Origin of the sequence: Cohnella sp. GCM10027633 (assembly GCF_042675445.1) — a bacterium.
Lineage (GTDB): Bacteria > Bacillota > Bacilli > Paenibacillales > Paenibacillaceae > Cohnella.
Map to the genome: position 1 here is coordinate 360,655 of NZ_JBHTGV010000004.1, position 23,457 is coordinate 384,111.

The 23,457-nt window shown below is 62.6% G+C and carries 15 protein-coding genes; 5 read left to right on the forward strand and 10 right to left on the reverse strand.

Annotated elements, in window-relative coordinates:
• The first annotated feature begins 1 nt into the window (after position 1).
• Both ACFQZG_RS13015 and ACFQZG_RS13020 read left to right on the forward strand, forming a co-directional pair.
• The gene (locus ACFQZG_RS13015; RefSeq protein WP_378153105.1) at positions 2-1,636 is read left to right on the forward strand and encodes a response regulator; all 1,635 of its coding nucleotides are present in this window, start codon (positions 2-4) and stop codon (positions 1,634-1,636) included.
• The gene (locus ACFQZG_RS13020) at positions 1,614-2,600 is read left to right on the forward strand and encodes a sugar ABC transporter substrate-binding protein (RefSeq protein ID WP_378153107.1); all 987 of its coding nucleotides are present in this window, start codon (positions 1,614-1,616) and stop codon (positions 2,598-2,600) included. The genes ACFQZG_RS13015 and ACFQZG_RS13020 overlap by 23 nt, the downstream gene beginning before the upstream one ends.
• 56 nt (positions 2,601-2,656) lie before the next feature.
• Here the strand turns inward: ACFQZG_RS13020 and ACFQZG_RS13025 are convergent, their stop codons facing one another.
• The 5 genes from ACFQZG_RS13025 to ACFQZG_RS13045 form a co-directional block, all read right to left on the reverse strand.
• Entirely contained in the window at positions 2,657-3,592 is a 936-nt protein-coding gene (locus ACFQZG_RS13025) for a helix-turn-helix domain-containing protein (protein ID WP_378153109.1), read from the reverse strand.
• Positions 3,593-3,643: 51 nt separating this feature from the next.
• Entirely contained in the window at positions 3,644-6,820 is a 3,177-nt protein-coding gene (locus tag ACFQZG_RS13030) for a glycosyl hydrolase (RefSeq protein ID WP_378153111.1), read from the reverse strand.
• 86 nt (positions 6,821-6,906) lie between these two features.
• Positions 6,907-8,007, reverse strand: coding sequence for a GerAB/ArcD/ProY family transporter (locus tag ACFQZG_RS13035; protein WP_378153113.1), 1,101 nt, complete (start codon positions 8,005-8,007; stop codon positions 6,907-6,909).
• 26 nt (positions 8,008-8,033) lie between these two features.
• Complete coding sequence (locus ACFQZG_RS13040) at positions 8,034-9,215, reverse strand: Ger(x)C family spore germination protein (RefSeq protein ID WP_378153114.1); 1,182 nt, start codon at positions 9,213-9,215, stop codon at positions 8,034-8,036.
• A complete protein-coding gene (locus ACFQZG_RS13045) occupies positions 9,187-10,704 on the reverse strand; it encodes a spore germination protein (RefSeq protein WP_378153116.1) in 1,518 nt (505 codons plus the stop codon). Before ACFQZG_RS13045 ends, ACFQZG_RS13040 begins: the two co-directional genes overlap by 29 nt.
• A 174-nt stretch (positions 10,705-10,878) precedes the next feature.
• Here ACFQZG_RS13045 and ACFQZG_RS13050 point away from each other — a divergent pair, with 174 nt between their 5' ends.
• The 3 genes from ACFQZG_RS13050 to ACFQZG_RS13060 are packed head-to-tail and all read left to right on the forward strand — an operon-like array spanning position 10,879 to position 14,858.
• Positions 10,879-12,513 (forward strand): spore germination protein, encoded by a 1,635-nt coding sequence (locus tag ACFQZG_RS13050; RefSeq protein WP_378153118.1) that lies wholly within the window; start codon positions 10,879-10,881, stop codon positions 12,511-12,513.
• Complete coding sequence (locus ACFQZG_RS13055) at positions 12,510-13,727, forward strand: Ger(x)C family spore germination protein (RefSeq protein WP_378153119.1); 1,218 nt, start codon at positions 12,510-12,512, stop codon at positions 13,725-13,727. Before ACFQZG_RS13050 ends, ACFQZG_RS13055 begins: the two co-directional genes overlap by 4 nt.
• Before the next feature lie 18 nt (positions 13,728-13,745).
• Positions 13,746-14,858, forward strand: coding sequence for a GerAB/ArcD/ProY family transporter (locus tag ACFQZG_RS13060; RefSeq protein ID WP_378153121.1), 1,113 nt, complete (start codon positions 13,746-13,748; stop codon positions 14,856-14,858).
• Here the strand turns inward: ACFQZG_RS13060 and ACFQZG_RS13065 are convergent.
• From ACFQZG_RS13065 to ACFQZG_RS13085, 5 genes are all read right to left on the reverse strand, one after another.
• Positions 14,808-15,164: a YczF family membrane protein gene (locus ACFQZG_RS13065; RefSeq protein WP_378153123.1), complete on the reverse strand. Its 357-nt coding sequence runs from the start codon at positions 15,162-15,164 to the stop codon at positions 14,808-14,810. The two genes, ACFQZG_RS13060 and ACFQZG_RS13065, sit on opposite strands and share 51 nt — an antisense overlap.
• 258 nt (positions 15,165-15,422) lie before the next feature.
• Positions 15,423-16,469 carry a Gfo/Idh/MocA family protein gene (locus tag ACFQZG_RS13070; protein ID WP_378153125.1) on the reverse strand — a complete coding sequence of 349 codons (1,047 nt, stop codon included), beginning with the start codon at positions 16,467-16,469 and terminating at the stop codon, positions 15,423-15,425.
• 21 nt (positions 16,470-16,490) lie between these two features.
• On the reverse strand, positions 16,491-17,231 hold the full coding sequence (locus ACFQZG_RS13075) for a sugar phosphate isomerase/epimerase family protein (RefSeq protein WP_378153127.1): 741 nt from the start codon (positions 17,229-17,231) through the stop codon (positions 16,491-16,493).
• Positions 17,232-17,803: 572 nt separating this feature from the next.
• A complete protein-coding gene (locus tag ACFQZG_RS13080; protein WP_378153129.1) occupies positions 17,804-21,772 on the reverse strand; it encodes a PA14 domain-containing protein in 3,969 nt (1,322 codons plus the stop codon).
• An 80-nt stretch (positions 21,773-21,852) separates the two neighbouring features.
• Entirely contained in the window at positions 21,853-23,397 is a 1,545-nt protein-coding gene (locus tag ACFQZG_RS13085) for an ABC transporter substrate-binding protein (RefSeq protein WP_378153131.1), read from the reverse strand.
• Positions 23,398-23,457 lie beyond the last annotated feature (60 nt).

Here is a 23,457-nt window from a genome sequence, read left to right on the forward strand (position 1 = left end):
GATGAAGAAAGTAATGCTCGTCGACGACGAGATCGTCATTCGCGAGAACATCCGCGACTGCGTCGATTGGGAGAAGGAAGGGTTCGTCTATTGCGGGGACGCGTCGGACGGAGAGCTGGCGCTGCCGATGATCGAATCGCTGGCTCCCGACATTCTGATTACCGACATCAAGATGCCGTTCCTGAACGGGCTCGAGTTGAGCGCCATCGTGCGCAAGCGGATGCCGGACACGAAGATCATCATTCTGAGCGGCCACGACGAGTTCGAGTACGCGCGGGCCGCGCTTCGGCTCGGCATCGAGGAATATTGCCTGAAGCCGGTCAGCTCGGCCGACCTGATCGCCCTGCTGAAGAGCGTCTCCGCGAAGATCGACAAGGAGAGAAGCGAGAAGGAACGGCAGGGCGACGGCGCCGATCTGGAGCAGTCGCGCGAGAAGCTGCTCGCCGACATCTGCACCGGCATGATCACGACGGCGGAAGCGCTCGACACGGCGTCCGCGCTGTCGCTCAACTTGACGGCACGCTACTACGCCGTCGTCGTCTCGGACATTCGCTGCGACAAGAGCCAGTCCGCGTCCGTCGACTACGCGGTCGTGGAACGGGCGGAAGCCGCGATGCGCCAAGGCCTCGAAGGCTACGCGGAAGCACTGGCCTTCAAGCGCAGCCGCACGGAGCAGGCGTGGATTCTGAAGCACGACGCGCTGCCGAAGCTGGAGGAAGCGCTCGCCTACGTCCGCGGCGAGCTGAAGGCGTCGGTCGAAGCGGCCGCCGGCTGCAGCCTGAGCTTGGGCGTCGGCAGCGTGCAGGAACGGTTGCAGCGCGTTCACTCATCCTTCCTGGAAGCCGAAGAAGACAAACATTGGCGCAGGCTGTCGCTGTCGGCGAAGCGCCGCTGGTCGCTGCGGGCGAGCGACGGCGCGCTCGATCCGGCCGTCTTCTTCGACCGGCAACGGTTCGTCGAATACGTCAAGATCGGCACTCCGGCGGACGTCGGGGCGATCGCCAAGTCGCTCGCCGAAGGGCTCCGCAAAGTCGATTGGCGGAACAATCTGTACGGCTATTACGCGCTAAGCGACTTGACGCTCGAGGTGTTCGAGACGGCGAAGCGCATGTACCGCAACCTCGACGGCTCGGAGGAAGCGCTGCAGCGGTTCCAGCTGCAGATCGGCGACATCGACGGCTGGGAAGGCGCGTCCCGCTACCTTGCCAAGCTCGCCGAGCAGTTCTGGCAATGGCGCAACGGCGCCGCCGACCGGTATGCCGACATGCTCGAGCAAGCGAAGACGTACATGCTGGCCAACTACGGCCAAGACCGGCTGTCGCTGCAGGATGTCGCCGACCATGTCTGCGTCAGCGCCAGCCATCTGAGCAAGGTGTTCAGCCAGGAGACGGGTCAGACGTTCATCGAATTCCTGACGCATGCCCGCATCCGTAAGGCGATGGAGCTGCTGCAGACGACGAACGACAAGTCGTACGAGATCGCGCACCGCGTCGGCTACGCCGACGCCCACTACTTCTCCAACTTGTTCAAGAAGGTGACGGGAATGACGACGAAGGACTTCCGCAAGCAGGGGCGGACGGAAGCGGCTTTCGCCGGCGGGGCGGGTGCCGCGCATGAAGCCGGTTATACTCTGTAAGCGCCGCCGGGCCGCGCCGCTCCTGCTGCTTGCGTTGGCGTTGCTGCTCGTTACGGGAGGCTGTTATAAGGGGGCCGGCGGAAGCGGAGGCGCGGAAGGTTCGGCGGCCGCGCCGGCGGGAGGAACCTCGTCTCCGCCTCCGGCAGCGAGCGGACTGACGTTCGGCATCGTCTATCCGATGGCGCATCCGTTCTACGAGATGATTACCGAGTACGCGAAGGAAGCGGCCGCCCGGCAAGGCGTCCGGCTGCTGGTCAAGGCGCCGGACGAAGCGAATCTCGAGCAGCAGATCCGGATGGTCGAGACGATGATCAAGCAGAAGGTCGAAGGCATCGCCATCGATCCCGTCGACGAGCGCGCGCTCGCGCCGGTCATCGACAAGGCGGCGCAAGCCGGCATTCCGGTCGTCTGCTTCGAGTCGGATTCGCCGACGAGCGGCAGACTTTCCTACATCGGGGCGGACAACCGCCAAGCCGGCGAACGGATGGGCAAGCTGCTGGACGGATTGCTGGAAGGCAAAGGCATGGTCATCGTGGAGACCGGCATGGCGGGCATGGCCAACTTGAAAGACCGGTTGGACGGGCTGCTCGGCTACTTGAACCGGGAGACGGACATCCAGGTCATCGAGGTCCGGTACAACGAAGGCAAGGAAGCCGCCGCGCTGTCCCATCTGGAGGCGATGATCGAGGCGCATCCGCACTTCGACGCTTTCGTCGCGCTGGACGTTATGTCGAGCTCGGCGTCCGTGCTCGTGTGGAAGGCGAGCGGGCTGAACCGGTACGCGCTCTCGTTCGGCATGATGCCGGACATCCGGCAAGCGTTGGACAACGGCCAGATGACCGCCGTCGTCTCGCACAACGAGGAGCTGTGGGGGGAGCGGATCGTCTCGCGGCTGCTCGAAGCTTCGCGGGGCGAGGCGATTCCGGCGTTCGACGACATGGGGACGACGGAGGTTCAGCGGTAATAGCAAAGAGCCTTCTCCTTAGGGAAAAGGCTCTTTGCCGTACGTTCCTAACCCCGCTACCCGCCCAATGGCCCTAAATTTACGTACATCGCCCGGAACGCCGCCGGCGACACGCCTTCGGCACGGCGGAATTGCCGGCTGAAGTACTTGGCGTCCTCGTAACCGCACGAGAACGCGACTTCCTGAACCGGCAAGTTGCACTCCGCGAGCAGCTTGCGGGCTTTGTTCATGCAGAGCAGCGTGAAATACGCGTGCGGCGTCGAGCCGTACTGCCGCTTGAACAGCCGCCGGATCTGCGCCTCGCCCAGCGACATCGTCCCCATCGCTCCGGGAAGCTCCCCGAATCGGACGTCGCCCTGCTCGACGTGCTTCATCAACCGGTCGGCTAGCGCCGTCACCTCGGCATGGTCAGCCTGCGGATCGCCGCGCATCGACGTCGCCCCGTGCGGAACCTCGACGTACGCGGTCCGCCCGGCCTCGATGTCCTGCGCGAGCCGAAGCAGCATCTCGCTAAGCGCGATCTGAAGCTGCAGCTGCCTGTACTTCTCGGCTTCCCGCGGGTACAGCGAAACGATCCGCGAGATCGAATCGACCACTTCTGCGCCGACCGAACGGAACGCGACCGCATGCGGCAGCCATAGCGAGCCTCGCTTGTGCGCGGGAGCCGGCTCGCGGCCATGCTCGTCGATCAGATAGTCCAAGGCGGACCGCTCCGACGGCAGATGCTCCCAGTCGAAGTGGATCGCCGCGTGGGCATCGATCGGACCCGACAGCTTGTGCACGGTGCCCGGAGGAATGAGCAGCAGATCGCCTTGCTCGAACCGAACGGTAACGGGGCCGACCGTCATCGTGCCTTCCCCCTTCTCGATCCAGACGAACTCATGGTCGAAAATAAGGCGAGGCACGAGATCCATCCGCTGAACGAGGCGATGGGCGAACCGAATATAGGGCCGTATCGTGTTCCATTGCAGCAGCTCCATGAACCGCAACATCCGCAATCCCCCGTCGTTAGACCGAACAAAGTCGTTTACCGACATTATAGCTTAATCATGAACGACGCGAATACGGAACTCTTCCAAGAGGCCGTAAGGAAGGAGGTCGTACGCTTCCGCCGAAGGCTCGGCGAACATCGGCGCTCTCTTCCAATTATCCGGCCAAGCCGAGTTGCGAGGCTTGCCCGGATCCAGATGCGGCCCGAGCAAGTTCTTGAAGCTGCCGCTTACCCGCAGCGAGATCTCGTTGCTGCCCGGCTTCGCGAACGGCGTAAGATCCGGACCGACGTCGTTGCCGGCGCCTAGCAATCCGATCATCTTGCCGTTCACCCATACGGACGCCACCGTTCCTTCCCAGCGGGGGAACGTCGCGAGCACCCGACCGCCAAGCCGATCCAGCTCGAAAGTCTTCTCGTAAGTGAACGCGCCTCCATAGAACGGATACCCCTGCTCGACCCAGGAGCCGGTCCGAATCGCATCGTTCGCCCGGCCGATCGTCCATCTGCCGTCTTGCGCGTTCACGTCGAACGATCCTCGCAAGTAGACGGCTTCGATCTCCAGGAATACGGAGAAGACGTCCGCCGTCAGCGTGATCCGATTCATGCCCTCCGTTACGAAGGCGGCAATATCGGCTTCGCCGAGATGGTGATCGAGCCATGCGCCCTTATCCGGCTTCCAATCGACCGGATTGCCGTTCACGGATAGCCGGTAATGCTCTGACCGTTCCGCGAACAGGGACAATCGACCCGGAATGCCGCCTTCTCCGATCGAGAACGAATAGACGACCTCGAAGCCGCTTCCCGGCCCGAACGTGTCCCGATCCAATACCCGCCGTTTGAATTGCACGCTGCTATCCCAAGGGTTGCCGTCGAAGCCGCGATGCTCGAAGAGGAACCGGCCCGCTTGGATCGTATGGATGCCTTCGTACTTCCGGGTACCGACGTCAAGATCGCAGTAGTGCAGCGGAAGCACGTTGTCTTCCTCCGCGGCGATCCGCAGCGACGACGCCTTCACGGCCTCGTCTATCGGCGCGATCGCGCTTGCCGCTTCCGCGATATCGCCAACCTCCGTTACCTCCGTCTTCGCCGAATCGTCGAACACCCGGTACAACGCCGAACCGTAGGCCGGAAGCTCGACGTCGAGCCGAATCGTACCTTCCGTCGAGTTGGCGCGCGGAGCTTCCTTCACGCTTCCGTCCCATGCGTCCCATCTCTCGGCGCGCGCGCCGGCGAGCAGCAGCCCGGATGCCACGGCAACGTTCCGCGGATTCGCGATGAAGCATAAGTACGAGCCGTCCCCCAGCTCCCGGCGCAAGTGAGCGACGCCGGAAGGCACTCGCTCCGGCTCCGTCCAGGCGAACCGGACGGGGACGAGCGCTTCGATCGCCGCGGCCAGCGTATCCAGAGTCACGCTCTTCCAATTCGGATGCGAAGCTAGGCCGATCGGGCGATCCGCTTGCACCGCCATCCCGTCCACGTACGCCGGGTCGGAACGCAGCGCCAGCACGGTGCCGCCTTGCTCCATGTACGTCCGCAGCAGCTCGACCGTCGTGCCTACCATATGCAACATCTCCGCGGGCACGACGACGACGTCGTACGTTCTTCGGGCTACGCGCAGCTTCCCGCCTTCCCCGCTCCCGTGCCGTCCGAGGATGAACTCGTCGCCGAAGTCGTAGTCGATCCCTTGATCGCATAGCCGGAGCGCTAGACGCGCGTATGCTTCCGCGTCGAGCGGCTGCGGATCGCCTTGCGCCGGCTCCGGCTTCCCGAGGAACGCGGCCGTCGTCGGATGCAACAGCAGCACGCGGTTGCGAGTCGCCCCCTGCGACAGGGCGAACGACAGCCGGGCTTGATACTCCGTCATGCCGGCGTATTCGCCCCACCACGGCTGTCGCCAGTCGAACGACTGCGGATGATCCCGCTTGCGCGCCCCCGCGATCGTGGAGTAGGTCAGATGTTGGTTGATGAAGTTGATGCCGTGGACCATCAGCCAATCGCCCATCCGCTTGAAGTCGCCGAAGCTCGCGTCCCAGCCGCCCGCGCCGTACGATTCGCACAGCACGCGGGGCCGATCGAACTGGTTGGCGACGCTGTGCGCCTCGCGAACGGTCAGCGTCAGCAGCAGGTCGTTGCGGATCGCTTCCTCATGACCGTAGCTTGCATACGGATCGTCGCTCTTCAACACGCTGGACAGCAGCATGTCGATCGCCGGCCAATGCATGTACTCGTACATAGACATGACCGCGGGTGACGCCATCGAATACCAGGGATACGGCCAATGGTGTTCCATGTAGTGGCCGGTGTACGCGACTCCATGGGCTTCGCACCACTCCGAGATCGGCTCCGCCGAATTGCTGGCCCATAGCTCGCGCATCGTGCGGTAATAATCGAACCTGATTCGGCCGACGGGTTGCGTCAATGCATCGTCCGGGAGGTCGAAGAACAAGGCGGGCAAGCACGGACGAAGGTCATAGCCGTTCAGTCTCTCGAATTCGCCCGAGAACCAATGCGTGAACGGCGCCGTCCGTTCGCTGGATACGTACAAGGCGCCCGTGCACACCGCCGGCTCGTCGGTGAAGATCGCCGGAATCGTCGTGCCGAACCGGTCGCCGAACCGCGCGTAATACGCCTCGTGCGTCGTCTCGAGAAACTTGCGCGTCACTTCCGGACGCAGAACGTCGGTATAGGCGAAGCCGCCGAGCCAAGGCGTCGTTCCCGGCACGGTCAGCTCGAAGACGAGGAACCGCGATCCGTATTCGCCCCAACGGTCCGTCGCGATGCGGGTCACGTCGCGCAGCAGCTTGCGCGTATCTCCTTCTCCCTCATACGCGTAGGCTTGGACGAGGCGATGAACGCCGGCGAGCTCCTCGGCGCTCGACCCGATCTCCCGAACGGCGACCGCTTGCGCCAAGCAATCGGGCAGCTCTTGGGACACATGGCCCCCCGCGAAGCCGGACGGGTAGGAGTTCTCGTCGTAGATGTAGAGCTTCATGCCGAGCGACTCGGCGATTCGCATCGCTTCCCCCCACAGCGCGAACCATTCCTCGGACAAGTAAGGGGTTATCAGACCGGGGCGAGGGTGGACGAAAGCGCCGCCGAAGCCATGCGTGCGAAGCTCGGTCAGTTGCTCGCGGATGCGCTCCGCGTTCATGTCGTCGTTCCATACCCATAAAGGCGCCGTGCGATAATCGGATGTAGGGTTCGCGAACGATTCGCGCATCGATTCCATAGCAGAGATCCTCCTAAGAGATGAATGGCTGAATGCCTTCATTATAGGAGGATACGGATCGCGACCGGGAGAAGGAAACCGCTCGTTTAGGTGGACTTTTTGGACTTTTGTCTTGCCATCGCGACGAGCAGCATCAAGACGGGCAAGCCGACGCACAAGACGGGGAGGACGTACGGAACGGCGAATTTCTCGGGGAAATCGATGGACGACTCGACGTAGTTAAGGGGAATAAGCGCCATGCCCGCGCCGACCGCGGCGATGATCCAGGCGATCGGCCGCCAATTGCGAGCGCCGACGAGCTGCGCCGTCCCGTAGCTGGAGACGAACAGGTACAGCGTCAGCTTCGCGAACACGCTCATGATCCACACCGAGACGAGCACGGCGTCGAGATTCTCGATGACTCCGCTGACCGACAGCGAACGAACGACGAGGAGCATCGGGTACGGATACCCTTGCGTCGCGTGCAAGCCGAAGACGAGCAGGCAGGCGAACACCGACAGTACCGTGAACAGCCCGGATACGAAGACGCCGATCACGGCGTGGCGAATGACCTTCCGGCGCGTGCGCACGAAGGAGACGAGCACCATGAGCATAATGCAATCGCCGAGGAACACCGCCGTAGGGAGCGCCCCCTTCATAATCGACGGCCATCCGCTGTCGACGAATACGGGGAGCAAGTGGTCGCTGTCCATCCGGTTGATCGCGAACAAGACGGGGCAGAACACTCCGACCATGATCAGCGGTCCGAGCAGCTCGCAGCATTTGGCGATCGCGTCCACGCCGTGAAGCGCGAGGTACAGCACGACGGCGACCATGAGAAGCACGATGACCGACGGCGGCGTGCGGGGCAAGATCGTGCCGACGATGAAAATCTTGAATTGCTGCAGGATGATCCCGAACAGACTGATCCAGAACAGCAGGTAAAGCACCGAGATCGCGCCTCCGATCCATCTGCCCGCGAGCTCCCGGGAGAATTCGATCAGCGTGCGGCCGGGAAACATCGCGCTCAGCTTCGCGCATACGTACGCGATGCCGCCTCCCGCCGCGGAGGCGAGTAGAGCCGAAATCCATGCGTCTTGATTGGCGATCCGGAACGTCGGCGTCGTCGTCAGCAGCAGCGTCATGATGATCTGCATGCTGACCATCATCCAGAACAATTGACGGCTCGTCAAGGTCATCTCCCTCATCCCTTCCCCTCCTTATCGCGCCCCGTCTATGTTCTCAAGTTGGCGATACCCGCCTTACGCAGCCTGCATTTCACTTCGAGCGTAACGTCGACTTCCCGGAACTTCTCGTCCCAAAGCCCCGACGCTTGCTTCCATTCGCGCGGATACTTCTTGTGGAAGGCGCGCGCGAAGCCGAGCACGTCCGCGTTCAGCCCCCCCTGCACTTCGTTCAGAGGCCGCCGGAGCAGCTCCTTGATCGCATCGTCGAACTTCGGCTCGAGCGCCCGCAGCGCGCCCGGCGTATCGAACAGGTCGATGCTCGACGAATTCTGCACGATATCCGCGTCGAGCCGAAGCCGCACGGTCATCTTCCACTCGCCGTTCTCGATGCGCGGCACGTACCTGAGCTTGCGTCCGACGAGCTCGGCGGTGATTTTACCCCCGGCCTCCTTGATCGTGATCGCGAAGTTCTTCCCTTGCTTCCTCGGATGCAGCCATTGGAATCCGAGTTGCATCCCTTGGGCATCCTTCTCGCCGATCCAACCCGCCAGCTTGCCGTTCTTGATGACCGCCATGCCTTTGACCGTCAACGCCTGCTTCGGGGTGGCGCTCACCAATAACGTCATCGTCTCCGCCTCCGGCAGCACGAAAGCCCTCGCCTCTCCCGTCATCAGCTCTTCGATGTAGTTCATGTTGTACGTGCTGACCTGGGGCATGTTCGAGACACGAATGATCGTATCGTACGAATTCGGATCGTTCAACGATTGCAGCATCTCCCTGGCATGGCCCCTCGTGACGAAGAAGTTCGCCTGCTCTCGCGGTTCGATATCCCGAAACAAGAAGTCGAACTCGTCCTTGATGCCCCGGCTCGCGAGCGCTTCGCCGATGATGATCATCTTGGCGTGATCCCACGACAGCGCCCTCGGCACGCGGTTCTGGATGAATCCCAGCGCTTCAGGAACGGAAGGCCCGCTGCCCGTGAAAGTGATGACCCGGCCTTCGCCGCCGTCGCCCCCTCCGCCGGCCGTCGGATTCGGCACGAACACTTGGATCGTCAGCCGCACGGCGTCGTCCTTCTCGGCATCCATGCCCGCGGCGAGGATGAAGCCCACGTTGCTCACCTCGTCCTGGTCCCAGCAGCCGGACGACGGCGCGAGCGCGAGCAGCGCGAGAAGAAGCCGAACGAACCGCGCCGCCCGTCTACGCCCGATCTTCCGAGCTTCCTCCATTGCGGATCAGATCCCCTTTCGCGAAAAAAGAAGGCCGGCGTTTCATGCGCTTCAACGGCGCGCGAATGATCGTATCCTTCAGCCCGCTCGGATCGATCGGCGCGAGCGGCGACAAGTAAGGCACGCCGAACGACTTCAGGCAGCATAGATGGCTGACGATCGCGAGGATGCAGATGACGAGGCCGTACAAACCGACAAGGCCGGACAACAGCATGATCGGGAACCGCAGCAGCCTCAACGTCACGCTGATCGAGTATTGCGGCAGCATGAACGAGGAGATGCCCGTAATCGCCACGATCATGACCATCGGCGCCGATACGATGCCCGCCTGGATCGCTGCCTGGCCGATGACGAGCGCGCCGACGATGCTGACCGCCGATCCGATCTGCTTCGGCAGCCGAACCCCCGCTTCGCGCAGAGCCTCGAACGTGATCTCCATGATGAGCGCTTCCATCCAAGCGGGGAACGGTATCTCCTCCCGCGATCTCGCCACGCGAAGCAACAGCGTCGTCGGCACCATCTCGTGATGGAACGTCAGCACCGCGACGTAGACGGAAGGGGCGAGCAGCGCCATCGCGAAGAACATGTACCGCAGCCAGCGTATGAACGTTCCGATCAGGAACCGTTCGTTATAGTCCTCGGACGATTGCATGAGCGACCAGAACGTCGTCGGCGCGATGAGCGCGACGGGCGTGTTCTCGGCGAGAACGACGACGCGTCCTTCCATGAGCGCGGCGACGGCGACGTCGGGACGCTCGGTCATCTGCAGCTGCGGGAACGGAGAGTAATTCGTCCCTTCCAGCCATTCTTCGAGGGTGCCGCTCTCGGGCACGTTGTCGACGTCGATGCGGGCCAGCTTGTCCGCGACTTCGGCGACGACCTCGGGCTTCGCGATGCCTTGGATGTACGCGAGCCGGACTGGCGTCTTCGACAACCGCCCGACGGTGAACGACCGGAACTTCATCGCCGGCGACCGAACCCTGCGGCGCAGGAGCGTCATGTTGACGGCCAGCGACTCGATGAAGCCGTCCCTGGATCCGCGGACGACGGATTCGGCTTGCGGTTCTTCGACCGACCGGACGGGATAATGCGTCAATCCGAGCGTTAAAGCCCCCTCGATTCCGTCGACGAACACGACGGGGCAAGCGTCCATCACGTCGCGCACGACGTCGGCGAACGTCCGGATCTCCCGGCAGTCGGAAATCGCCAGCGCCTCCCGGACGCTCCCGATCGTCCCGAACGATCCGGCGTCCGCCCGTTGCAGCGGCTCGAGCGCCTGCTTGTCGAGCAGCTCGGCGTTCACCATGCCTCTGACGTATACCGCGTACAGCTTCCTCTCGCCGGCCGCGAACGCGTCATGAACGACGACGTCCTCGCAGCCTGAGAAAGCCGTCCGAACGATGTCCATATCGCGTTCCGCGTCTCCCGTCAGACGCGAAGCCAACGTCTGTCCGTCTAATCCCGCGTATTCCGCTTGCGCCTCGGCCATGTCGCTCCCTTCTTTCCTTATCCGTTGTTGTGCGCCCGATGCGTGAATATTATTCCATCTTAGCGATCTCCGAGGAACGAGAGGTAAATAAAGGAGCGCATTGAGCCATACTATCCGAATCCGGACATCGGTATCGCCGCCTTGGGCGAACGAATGGAAAGGAGGAGCTCGCGAATGCGCAAAGTCAACGAGCCTTACGAACGGAAGAAAAAGCGCGGAGCAAGCGGGACGGATGCCCGGTCTTCCGGCTCGAGCCGGCTTGACGTCTACTTGGAGGCGAATCTGGAACGCATCCGCGACGAGCTCGGCTCGAACCCGGATCTCGTGATACGCCGGTTCACCCTTCGGTTGAAGAGAGAGCTGCAGGTAGCGGCGATCTACCTGGATTCCGTCTCGGACAAGCAGCTCGTGAACGACTTCGTCTTCCGTTCGCTCATGTCGCCGTCTTTGCCAGAGCCGCCGGACGGCGTCGATACGCCGGAAGCCGCGTTCCGGTACGTCTGCGACAACGCGCTGGCCGTCGGTCAGATCGAAGCGATCGCGGATTGGCAGACAATGTCGCTCGAGGTGCTTATGGGCAAGACGGCGCTCTTCGTGGACGGCTGGGACGAATGTCTCTGCGGCAACACGATGGGCGGAGAGCGGAGAGCGGTATCGGAAGCGAGCACCCAGGTCGTCATCCGCGGGCCGAAGGACAGCTTCTCCGAGTCGATCTCAACGAACGTCGGCCTCGTCCGCCGCCGGATCCGCACGCCCGACTTCAGATTCGAAGCGATCAAGATCGGCTCGATCACGAAGACGACCGTCGTCATGATGTATCTCAACAACATCGCCAAGCCGGAGATCGTGGGCGAGGTACGCAAGCGGCTCGCCGGCATCGACACGGACGCCATTCTGGAATCGGGCTACATCGAGGAGTTCATCGAAGACAATTGGCTCTCTCCGTTCCCGACCGTATACAACACGGAGCGGCCGGACGTCGTCGCCGCGAACTTGATCGAAGGGCGGGTCGCCATCATCGTCGACGGCACCCCGTTCGCGCTTGTCGTGCCGACCGTGCTGTCGCAGTTCTTCACCGCGGCCGAAGACTACTATCAGCGGTACGACATCGGCAGCTTCGTTCGGGTGCTGCGTTACCTCGCCTTCGTCATCGCGCTGTTCGGACCCGCTTCCTATATCGCGCTCACGACGTTCCACCAGGAGATGCTGCCGACGCCGCTGCTCATCAACTTGTCCGGCGCGCGCGAAGGCGTACCTTTCCCGGCGCTCGTCGAAGCGTTCGCGATGGAGATCAGCTTCGAAATCCTGCGCGAAGCCGGCATACGGATGCCGCGGGCGGTAGGACAGGCCGTCTCGATCGTCGGCGCGCTCGTGCTCGGCGAAGCGGCGGTGCAAGCCGGCATCGTCTCGCCGATCATGGTCATCGTCGTCTCGATTACGGCTATCGCCAATTTCTCGATCGCGTCCTACAATCTCGCGATTACCGCCCGCCTGCTGCGCTTCCTGTTCATGCTCGCCGCGGGCTTCCTCGGCTTCTATGGCATGATGCTCGGCTTGATTATGCTCGTCGCGCACATGAATTCGCTTCGTTCGTTCGGGGTCGCGTTCCTATCGCCCGCCGTGCCGTTCCGACCCGAGCAGTGGAAGGACTACTTGCTCCGGTTTCCGCATTGGAGCAAGCGGCGACGGCCCGACAACGTTGCGGCAGCGCCCGAACGGATGCCGCCCGGCCAGGGGCCGCATATCGACGCCGACGGGGCCGGAGGAAGCGACGGAAGCGGCGGCGCGAATAGGGCCACCGGGCCATGAAGACGCGCGCAGTCGCTCTCGCCAAGCTCATTGCCGTCGCAACTGTGTTCGCGTCGTTGCTCGCGGTCGCGGGTTGCTGGAACAGCCGCGAGCTGGACAAGCTGGCGATCGTTACCGCCATGGCCATCGACCGCGTGCCGGAAACCGGCGAATACGAGCTCGCCTTTCAAGTCGTCATGCCGTCCAGCGTGACGCATCAAGGCGCGGGCAACGGAGACATGCCGTTCACCGTGTACGGCATACGCGCGCCGACGCTGTTCGAAGGCATCCGCAAAGCGTCGAAGCAAGTGCCTCGCCAGCTGTTCTTCTCGCACGTCCAAGTCGTCGTCATCGGAGAGCGGCTGGCGAAGTCCGGCATTATGGAACTGTTCGACTTCTTCGAACGTTCGCACGAGGTGCGGCTGACGTCCATGATGCTCGTCGCGAGGGGCGAGCGGCCGGACAAGCTCGTCAGCATTCTCGTTCCGCTCGAGAAGTTGCAATCGAGCGCGTTGCTCGGCGAGAGCACGCTGTCCGCCAAAATCTGGGGGGAGACGATGGCCGTCGAGATCGACGATGTCATCCGCAAGCTGATCAACGCCGGCGCCGAACCGACGATCGGCGGCCTCAAGCTGGTCGGCAGCGACAAGGCCGCCGGCCAGCGCAAGAGCATGGATCAGACGCGCCCGCCTTTCCATCTCGAAGTATCGGATATCGCGATGTTCCGGGAAGGCAAGCTGGCCGGCTGGCTGGAGAACGGGAGCGCCCGCGGCTTGATGTTCGGCCTGAACAGGATCAAGAGCTCGATCTTGAACTTGCCTTGCGACGATATTCCCGACGGCGTCGCGCTCGAGATCATCAAGAGCAAGACGAACAAGGAAGTCGTCATGCAGAACGGACGACTCAAAGTGAACGTAATCGTCAGCGCCGAAGGCAACGTAGGGGAAGTGAAGTGCGACATCGCCTTGGAGAATCTCGGCGTGCTGCGGGAATTGGAGGAGCATTGGGAGGGCGAGGTCAGGAACGAGATTATGATGTCCGTCCGTCAAGCCCAGGCGATCGAAGCGGACGTGTTCGGCTTCGGCATGCAGCTCCAGCGCAAGCATCCGAAGTTGTGGAAGAGCGTCGAGAAGGAATGGGGGAAGATTTTCGCGGAAGCGGACGTGAACGTCACGTTCCACGGCATCATTCGCAGGACGGGCATGCGCGGCAAGTCGATCATGGAGAAACCGTGACGAGAGAGGAGGGAACGCATGAAGTATCCGCTTGAAACGATGGGACCGTTGCATCTATTCGCATGGGTCGTGCTGTTCGAGCTCGGCTCGGCGGTCGTCATTCCGATCGGCATGGAAGCCAAGCAAGGGGCTTGGCTCGTCATCCTCGCCGGATGCCTGATCGGCGTCGCCTTCATGGGCGGCGTATACGGCCCGTTGTTCCGGATGTTCCCGGACATGCCCTTGACCGGTTACTTGCGCCGGATATTAGGCTCGGTTCCCGGCTGGATCGTCGGCTTCGCGTACATGCTGTACTTCATCTATATCGCCGGGCGCAACACGCGTGACTTCGGCGATCTGCTCGCCGCGGCGTCCTACGACGCCACGCCGATGTTCGCGATCGACGCTCTGATGGTGCTGGCCGTCGGCTACGTGCTCCATCTCGGAATCGAGGTGTTCGGAAGGACGGCGTTCGTCTTCTTCGTGTTCACCGGCGGCATCTTCGCGCTCATCGTCGTGCTCGTCCTGTTCTCGGACATGGCGGACGCCCACCGCATGCTGCCGGTGCTCCCGGACGGCTGGCAGCCGGTATGGAAGGCGCTGTATCCGACGAACATCACGTTCCCGTTCGGGGAGATGATCGTCATGACGATGTTCCTGCCTCATCTGAACCGGCGGTTCAAGCCCGTGCGGATCGGCATCGGGGCCATGGCGCTCAGCGCTGCGCTGCTCTGCGTCGCGATGTTCGTCAACGTCTCCGTCCTCGGCATCGAGATCGCCGGCCGCGCGACGTTCCCGCTGTTCACCTCGCTCAGCCGGCTTCGCCTCGCCGAATTCGTGCAGCGGATGGACGCGGTCGTGCTGCTGCTGCTCGTCATCTCGAGCTTCTTCAAGATCGGCACGTTCATGTTCGCCGCCGTCTTGGCCGCGCGCGACTTGTTCAAGACGGTCAATTACAAGACGCTCGTCTTGCCCGTCGCCCTCGTCGTCCTCGTCTCTTCGCTGCTGATGGCGGGCAGCTTGACGGAGCACCTGGAGGAGGGGCTGAAGATCGTGCCGTATTATCTCCACTTGCCGTTCCAGTTCGCCATCCCGGTCTTGCTATTGCTGGTCGGATGGCTGCGGCGGGGTAGCCGCTCCTCCTCCGGATGACGCGGCGGGTGCGTTAGATCCGCTCGATTGGCTTGCTCCGCCGCTTGTTCCGTCGCTAGTGCTGCCGCTCGCTCCGCCCTTGCGGCCGAACGCCATTCCGAACGCGGCCACGATCGGCTTGCGCAGGAACACGAGCAGCAACGCGAGAACGATCGTACGCTCGATCGGATCCATCATGCGGAAGATGAACGCGATGTTCTGCCCCATATGGCCGACGCCGATGCCGAGCAGCGTGTCCATCGCCGTATCGAGCGCGATGCTGCAGACCAGCAGCAGCAGGAATATCCAGTAACGTTTCCAGTACATAAGAGCCGCTCTCCTTATTCCATCTTGGGGATAGCGTTCCCTAAATCCGGGAAATCGTCGACGGAGGACAGCATCCTCTTCTTCGCCTGCCCTTGATGTCGCGCTAGTTGTACCAACTAGAAGGATGCGAACAGCGGGTAGTAGCAATTTAGTTGTACGAGAATCTAGCCCATACCTCTAACGCTTCGGCGCTTCAGGTCCCTCGCCAAAGCACAACGGCCGCCCCGAAGAGGTCGGCCGTCATGGGACTCGCCTAGCTTATTCGAACGCCGTGCCGCGCTTCACGGCCGAGATGACGCGCATGACCTCTACCGCTTCGTCCGTCGAGATCGGGAACGGCGCCCCGCCGCGAACCGAAGCGTGCAGCGCCTCCCAGATGTCGACGATGCCGGACGGGGCGACCGGGAACGACCGGTCGACCCAAGTGAGCGTCTCCGCGTTGCCGAACGTCTCGCCCGGCGTGCCCGGATCGGCGACCCGCTCGGACAGCGCGACGTCCGGGTCGAGCGCGCGCACTTGGATGACGTTGCCGGTCAGCGTCAGGCTGCCGCGCGTACCGTATACCGTATACAGCGGAGACGGGATTCCGACGCCGCCGCTGATCTCCAGGTCGACGACGCGTCCGTTCTCGCCCTTCATTACGATCTTGACGTGGTCCTCGCTGTCGCCGGCCGCCGCGACCCGCTTCAGGTCGCTCCATACCGAGTCGACCGGGCTCTCCAAGAATCGCAACGCCTGGTCGACGACGTGCGGCCCCCAGTTGAGCAGCTGCCCGCCCCCGTAGGCGCGAATCGTCTGCCAGTCGTCCCGGCGCTGGTAATTGTGCCTGTTCAGCTTCACCTCGTACACGTCTCCAAGCTGTCCCGACGCGATAATCTCGCGGACGTGCATGAAATCCTCGTCGAACCGGCGATTGTGCCGGACGAACAGCTCTCCCGCCGACCTCTCCGCGGCATTCGCCAGCCGCAACGCCTCTTCGTGGTTCAGGCTGAGCGGCTTCTCCATGAACACGTGCTTGCCGGCGGCCAGCGCCGACAACCCGTGCGCGCAATGATCCGAAGACCGCGTCGTGATGTCGACGAGCTCCACGTTCGGATCGGCCAGCAACTCCTCGTACGTCTCGTAGACGGCGCAGCCGTACCGCTCCTTCATCTTCTCCCGCCGGGTCGCGATCGGATCGCAGGCCGCGACGATCTCGAACAGATGCTCCTTGCCGGCCAGCTCCTCGCAATGCATGCCCCATCCAGCCCGGCCAAGTCCGGCGAGCCCGACGCGAATGGGCTTGCCCGTATCGTTACCGCTCATTCGAATCTCTCCTCTATGTCTCTAGTATCCGGCTTCCCGTACGTATTGCCTGCTTGCTCGCAAATCGTCGAGCGGCTCGTTCAAGTGCCTGTCGTGCTCGACGAATACCCAGCCATCGTAGCCGGAATTGGACGCCGCCTTCAGCACCGCCGCGTTGTCGAGCCCGATGTTGCCGCGGCCGAGCCCGCAGAAGTAGCCGCGCTTCGTCCAATCGGACTGGCCCGAATCGGTCTCGATCCAATCCTTCAGGTGTAGGACGGCGAGCCGGTCCGCGTACTTCGCCGCGATCGCTTCCGCGTCGCCCCCCATTGCCGCCAGATGGGCGGTATCGAACACGAGCTTGCTGTCCGGGCATTCCGCCAGGAACGCCTCGAGCTGGTCCTGCGTCTCAACCGGCGTGCCCATATGGTTGTGCAGCGCGACGTCGATGCCGTATCGCTTGCAAGCCTCCCCTTGGATGCGGACTTGCCGGCAGAAGGCGTCGAAGCTTCTTCCGTCGACGCTCGTCCAGACGTACCTCTTGCCCAGCGCCGCCGTATAACGAATCGACAGCTCCGCCGTCGGCGCGCGCACCGTCGCGAAGTCCATGCCCAGCTTCCGGTAGAGCGCCGCCGCTTCCAGCGCATGCTCCCCTCCGGCGACCGTAAGCCGCTCGATCCCTTCGTAGCCGATGTCCCGCAGGCCGCGCAGCCGCTCCTCCAGGTCGAAGCACGCGCCGCCGTCCCAGACGTTCATGCCGTAGTCGGCAATGCCGATTCTCATCGTCAATCCCTCCATGACGTATCCATACTGCTTCTCCTATCGCGATTCCATTGTGTCACCGCTTGCGGTCCCGTGCCTACTGTGAATCCCGCGCATCGCTATGAATAATGGTGCGATTGCGCGACATTGCTCCCATCCCCGCACCCTGTCCGCCGACTAGCACGCGGTCGGAATGATCCGTTTCGCTCCGTTTCGCACCCCCGAAGCTCTGGATAGCTCGATCTATCCCACTCCCAAGTCCGTCGTGGACGCTCATCGACTAGATATACGCGATATGCTCGATTTTTCGAAGCCAGATCCGGATTTAGCCCCGCTCTTTCGCGATGTATTCGATTTTTTCAATCACATTTTCGACTTTTGTCCAACCGGCGCGAATTGTACTCGGTTTTTCATATACAATTCAGAATTCCGCCTGATCGGAGGGAATTGTATTCGGTTTTTCATATCCATTCATCCATTCCAGAATTTCACCCATTTGGCGCGCAACGTGAGTAGGAAGCGAACCGTCCCGAAACGCCGCAACAACGCCCGCGGCAACGATCGCCGCGGGCGCACTCTTCGACTATCGATAATCAATAAGGAGACAAGTAGCTGCCGGCGACGACCGTGATCGTCGAGATGCCCGGTCCCGTCCAGCCTACCGATAGATGGTCGGCGCTGGCATCCTCCTTGTGCAGCACTTCGACGTAGTAAGATTGCCCCGCGACGAGGTTGATCGCCGCCGACTGCTGGGCGGACGAAACCGTCCATTGCCGGTAGCCGGTATACGTATTGACGTATGCGATGCGCGTCTTGTTCGCCGGATTGACGTCCGTGCTCAGCCACAGCTCGCCCGCGTTGTCGCTCGCGAGGTAGAACGTGTACGCGCCGTTGACGGTCGGCGTAATGTAGCCGCGGATGCGGTCCGCGTAGCCGTTGCCCCAGTTCGACGGGCCTTCGAGGCTCGTAAGCGTCTGCGTGCCCGTCGGCGTCGTGCCGACCGGAATGTTCGCGATCGAGTCGCCGCCGACGCCGGTCCAGTATTCGCGCACGATCGAGCCCGTGCCGCCTCCGCCGCCGGAGGACGCGCTCGTCGTCACCGACAGCGCGGAGCTCGCCGTGGAGACGTTGCCCGCCGCGTCCTTCGCGCGTACGGTATAGCTGTATGCCGTGCTCGGCGCGAGACCGGTGTCCTGGAACGTGGTCGCGGACCCCGCCACTGTACCCGCCAGCGTCGTGCCGCGATAGACGTCGTAGCCGGTCACCCCGACGTTGTCGGTCGAAGCCGCCCACGATAGCCCGACCGTCGTGGACGTTACGCCCGACGAAGCCAATCCCGTCGGCGCGGTCGGCGCCTGCGTATCCGACGATCCGCCGCCCGCATACGGCGACAGGAAGCTGCCGTCAACGACCGTGACGGCGGAGATGCCAGGACCGGTCCAGCCGACCGACAGATGGTCGCCGCCGTTCTTCTCCTTGTGCAGCACTTCCACGTAATATCGTTGGCCTGCCGTCAACGCGATCGCGGCCGACTGCTGAGTGGTAGACGCATTCCATTGTCGGTAATTGGTCCAGCCCGACACGTAGGCGATCTTCGTCTTGTTCGCCGGGTTATCGCCGGTACTCAGCCATAGCTCGCCCGCGTTGTCGCTGGCGAGATAGAACGTATACGTCCCGCTCGCCGTCGGCGTAATATACCCTCTGATCCGCGTCGCGTAGCTGTCCGCCCAATTCGTCGGGCCTTCTAGACTCGTCAGCGTATCGCTGCCCGTCGGCGTCGTGCCTACCGGGATGTTCGCGATCGTCTCGCCGCCGACGCCGGTCCAGTACTCGCGCACGATCGAGCCCGTTCCCCCGGCGGCGCTCGTCGTGACCGACAACGCGCCGCTCGCCGCGGAGACGTTGCCCGCCGCGTCCTTCGCGCGGACCGTGTAGCTGTACGCCGTGCTCGCCGACAGTCCCGAGTCCTGGAACGTCGTCGCGGATCCCGCCACTGTGCCCGCCAGCGTCGAGCCGCGATAGACGTCGTAGCCGGTTACGCCGACATTGTCGGTCGAAGCCGTCCACGACAGGCCGGCCGTCGCCGACGTTACCCCCGTCGATGCCAATCCCGTCGGAGCGCTAGGAGCCTGCGTATCGGAAGGTCCGCCGCTCGAGTACGGCGACAAGTAACCGCCGCCGATGACCGTCGTGACCGGAATCCCGGGCCCCGTCCAGCCGACCGACACGTGGTCGCCGCTATGCCCTTCCTTGTGCAGCACTTCCACGTAATACGATTGGCCGCCGACGAGCGTGATCGCCGAAGATGTCTGCGCCGGAAAACGCGTCCATTCCCGGTAATTCGTCCAGTCGGTCGTGCTGGCGATGAGCGACTTGTTCGCCGGGTTAGCATCCGTGCTGAGATATAGCTCGGCCTTGTCGTCGCCCGCGATCCGGAACGTGTAGCTGCCCGTCACGTCCGGCGTAATGTAGCCGCGGATGCGCGCCCCGAAAGCGTCCGCGTAGTTCGTCGGCCCTTCCAGGCTCGTCAGCCAATCCGTGGCGTTCGGCGCCGTCGTCAGCGGAATGCTGCCGATCAGGCTGCCGCTGATTCCCGTCCAGATCTCCCGCTGGATGCTGCCCGTTCCGCCCCCGGGCGGGTCGTTCGTCGTCACGTTCAGCGCGGCGCTCTGCGTAGACAGATTGCCTGCGGCGTCTTGCGCCCGAATCGTGAACGCGTAGGCCGTCTCCGGCTGCAAGCCGTTCGCCTGGAACGTCGTCGTAGACGCATCCGTCCAGCCGATCAGCGTGCCGTCCCGATAAATCTCGTAGCGATACACCGCGAGATTGTCGGTCGATCCGGTCCAGCTCAGATTGACGCTCTCGTGCGTCTTCGAAGGCGAGGTCAGGTTCGTCGGCGCGGTCGGCGCCTGCGTGTCCGGCGGACCTTGCGAGACGACGATCGCGTGCTCCTTGATGGCCGACCGGCCGCCGTCGTCCGTCGCCATAAGCGTGACGCGGTACGTACCCGGCTTCTGGTAGACGTAGGTCGGGCTCGTTGCCGTCGACGGCAAGCCTTCGCCGAAATCCCACAAGTAGTGCGCCAGCGTGCCGTCCGCGTCCGTCGACGTATTCGAGAACGTCGCCGACTGTCCGAGCAACAGCGTCGTAGGCGCCGTGAAGTTCGCGACCGGCTTCAGGTTGGCGAAGCCGCGCGAAGTCGGCTGCGTATTCGGATTATTGCCGCTGACGATATTGCCGCTCCATTCGAGATCGGCCGCCGCCTGCGGATACTGGTCGATGACGTCCATCCCGTTGTTCGTAATCGTATTGCCCACGAAGCTGATCTTGTCGACGCCCGGTCCCGTCGTCGTGATGTTGATGCCGTACCGCTCGTTGCCGCTGATCTCGTTGCTGTCGAACGTCACGTTCGTCGTGTAGCCGTGCAGACGAACCCCGTACCCCGCGTACGAACCGTACACCGCGAGCGGATTGTCCTTGTCCGTGTTCAGGAACTGGTTCTTGTAGAAGTATTGGTGCTCGTTGCCGTCGGTCGTATTGTTGCCTTGGAACTGCATGCCCCATTGGATCATATCCTCGATCCGGTTGTAGCCGTAGTACGTGTAATCCCGCGCCGGCGACGACGAGATGCCCAGATGCTGGCCGCCGTCGACCCAGTTGTCGGTGACGATCGAATTGCCGGAAGAGATCTCGAGCCCGTAAGACTTGTACGTGCCGTCCGTCGCCCGCACGATATTGCGCCGGACCGCGTTGAAGTCCGAGATGACGATGCTGATCCAGTGGTCGACGACGTTGTCCTCGATGATCGACTGATTGACGCCCGTATGAAGCTCGATCGAGAGCCCCTGCTTGAACAAGCCCGAGCCGGAGATCGTATTATCCCGGATAACCGCCCCCGTCAGCTCGTTGTTGAGGAAAATCCCGCCGCGTCCCGTGTTCGCGATCGTATTCCGGGCGATGATCGGATTGTCCGAGCCCCAGCCGACGCGGACCGCGCCTCCCCACTCCGAGCCCGTGCCGATGTTCAGGAAGACGTTGTCCGTAATCTCGACGTTGTCCGAGCCGGAGAACAGGATGCCGAAGGGGCCGAAGCCCGTCGTCTTCGCCAGGTCGACGATCCGATTATGATGGACCTTCGCGCCCGACCCGTTCGGGTCGCCGACGATACCTCTCGTGACGTACGCGCTGTTGTTGCCGTCGATCGTCAGTTGCGTAATCTCGACGTTCGTCGCGTTGGTGACGTTGATCATCGCGGAATCGGCCGTGCCGGAGAACTTGACGATCGACGTGTCCCGGCTCTGCCCTTGTAGCTTCACGCCCGACTTCATCGCGATGGCGCCGGTAACGTAGTACGTGCCGGACGGCACGTACACGGTGTCGCCGGCGGCCGCGGCGGCAATGGCGGCGTTGAACGCGGCCAAGTCGTCGACGGTATCGGTCCCGTTCGCTCCGTACGAGCTTACGTTAAGCGTCGCCGCGTAGGCGGCCGGAGCCGGAAGCACCGGGAACAGCAGCGAACCGGCCAGCAGCATGCCGGCCCATCTTCTGGTAAGCGTTTTCATCAATAGCACTCCTTTATGGGTTGGATATAAATAATCCCCCTCCTGCCTGCGAGTGCGACGAAGAGGGGGATCTGGGTGAATTATTGCTTAGGCGCCGGCTCCTTCAGCCCTTGCTGCGCCAAGTACGAGTCCAGCTGCTTCTGGTATTCCGCCATGATCTCGTCTTGACCGGCCTTCTTGAGCGCGTCGATATAACGAGGCAAGTAATCGTTCGGATCCACGCTGCCGGTGTTGAGCGCCTTGGAGAACTCCTGGTGCACCGCCGTCGTGTTCGCGATCTGCGTCTGCACCTTGGACGCCTCGTACTTGAAGCCCGAGAGTTCCGGCCGCTTCGCCGACATGTTCAGCTCGTGCGTCTTCTTCCAGACGTCCGGATCTTGGCCTTCCTGCGTGTAGGAGATGATCGCGTTGCCCATGACCCAATCGTTCGAGACGTAGCCGCTGCCGTCGATCTTCTTCACCTGGTTGTCGCCGACCATCGTGTAATGTTTGTCTTTGATGCCGTACGTCAGCAGGTTCATCAGCTCCGGCTCGGTGTTGACGAGCTCGAGGAACTTGAGCGCTTGCTCCGGATGCTTCGACTTGCGGTTGATCGCCGTCATCGTCGGCTGCACGCCGGTGAATTCCGGCTCCGTGACGCGTACGTAGACGACTTCGTTGCCGCCGAAGCGCGCCTTGTGGTCGACTTCGCCGCCCGGCTTCATCGTCGTGTCCCACTCTACCGCGACCGTACCCGTCTTGAGCAGGTCCGGCAGCGAAGGATTCGTCGCGTCGTCTTGATAGATGTAGCCCTTCTCGTACCAGCTGCGCTGGCGGTCGAGGAATTGCTTGTATTCCGGCGTCTCGACGATCGTATGGATCGTGTACATGTTGTCGCCGGCCTTATAGCCGTACTTCGTAAAGCCGGCCTGACGGCCGAAGTCGAACATGTTGCTGACGCCGGCGATCGGAATGATGTCCGGCTCGTTCTGCTTGATGACCTCGAGCACCTTCTCGATGTCGCTCTGCGTCTTGATCGTCGACACGTCGATACTATACTTGTCGATGAACCGCTTCTGGATCGCGAAGCCTTCGGCCTTCGCGGCGATCTGGTAGTTCGGAACCGCCCAGATCTTGCCCGCGATCTTCGTGTCTTCCCACGCGAGCTCCGGCAGCGCTTCCTTCAGCTTCGGCGTCAGCTCGAGCAGGTCGTCGAGATCCTGGTAGGCGCCCTTCAGCACGCGGTTCTGGTAATCGCCGCCGCCCCAGTTGGACGTCCACATCAGGTCGAAGTCTTCGCCCGCCGCCAGCATCGTGTTCATCTTCTGGCCGTAGGACGATTCGATCGTCGGCATCAGCTTGATCGTCGCGTTGATGCGCGGCAGGATGAAGTCGTTGACGGCTTTGTTGACGGCTTCGAGATCCGTCGGCATTTCGTAGGCGATGTAATACCAGGTCAGCTCCACCGGCGGCTCGGCCGGCGCGCTGCTGCTCTCGGAAGGCTCCGCGCTGGCAGACGGCTGCGCCGCCTGGCTCGAGGCTTGCTCCCCGTTGTTGCCGTTGTTGCTGCATCCGCCCAGGACGAGGGCGAACGCAAGCATCGCGATCGTCGCGAGCTTCACTGCGGATAAGTGCTTTCTGATCATTCCTGTGACCTCCCACAATAGGTTGAAGTGAAGCAGCCATCTATCATTTCAAATCGCGGG

What these genes read in the sequence shown, in the direction of transcription:
- ACFQZG_RS13015 (WP_378153105.1), top strand. Translation starts at nt 2, where the DNA reads ATGAAGAAAGTAATGCTCGTCGACGACGAGATCGTCATTCGCGAGAAC.
- ACFQZG_RS13020 (WP_378153107.1), top strand. Translation starts at nt 1,614, where the DNA reads ATGAAGCCGGTTATACTCTGTAAGCGCCGCCGGGCCGCGCCGCTCCTG.
- ACFQZG_RS13025 (WP_378153109.1), bottom strand. Translation starts at nt 3,592, where the DNA reads ATGTTGCGGTTCATGGAGCTGCTGCAATGGAACACGATACGGCCCTAT.
- ACFQZG_RS13030 (WP_378153111.1), bottom strand. Translation starts at nt 6,820, where the DNA reads ATGGAATCGATGCGCGAATCGTTCGCGAACCCTACATCCGATTATCGC.
- ACFQZG_RS13035 (WP_378153113.1), bottom strand. Translation starts at nt 8,007, where the DNA reads ATGAGGGAGATGACCTTGACGAGCCGTCAATTGTTCTGGATGATGGTC.
- ACFQZG_RS13040 (WP_378153114.1), bottom strand. Translation starts at nt 9,215, where the DNA reads ATGGAGGAAGCTCGGAAGATCGGGCGTAGACGGGCGGCGCGGTTCGTT.
- ACFQZG_RS13045 (WP_378153116.1), bottom strand. Translation starts at nt 10,704, where the DNA reads ATGGCCGAGGCGCAAGCGGAATACGCGGGATTAGACGGACAGACGTTG.
- ACFQZG_RS13050 (WP_378153118.1), top strand. Translation starts at nt 10,879, where the DNA reads ATGCGCAAAGTCAACGAGCCTTACGAACGGAAGAAAAAGCGCGGAGCA.
- ACFQZG_RS13055 (WP_378153119.1), top strand. Translation starts at nt 12,510, where the DNA reads ATGAAGACGCGCGCAGTCGCTCTCGCCAAGCTCATTGCCGTCGCAACT.
- ACFQZG_RS13060 (WP_378153121.1), top strand. Translation starts at nt 13,746, where the DNA reads ATGAAGTATCCGCTTGAAACGATGGGACCGTTGCATCTATTCGCATGG.
- ACFQZG_RS13065 (WP_378153123.1), bottom strand. Translation starts at nt 15,164, where the DNA reads ATGTACTGGAAACGTTACTGGATATTCCTGCTGCTGCTGGTCTGCAGC.
- ACFQZG_RS13070 (WP_378153125.1), bottom strand. Translation starts at nt 16,469, where the DNA reads ATGAGCGGTAACGATACGGGCAAGCCCATTCGCGTCGGGCTCGCCGGA.
- ACFQZG_RS13075 (WP_378153127.1), bottom strand. Translation starts at nt 17,231, where the DNA reads ATGAGAATCGGCATTGCCGACTACGGCATGAACGTCTGGGACGGCGGC.
- ACFQZG_RS13080 (WP_378153129.1), bottom strand. Translation starts at nt 21,772, where the DNA reads ATGAAAACGCTTACCAGAAGATGGGCCGGCATGCTGCTGGCCGGTTCG.
- ACFQZG_RS13085 (WP_378153131.1), bottom strand. Translation starts at nt 23,397, where the DNA reads ATGATCAGAAAGCACTTATCCGCAGTGAAGCTCGCGACGATCGCGATG.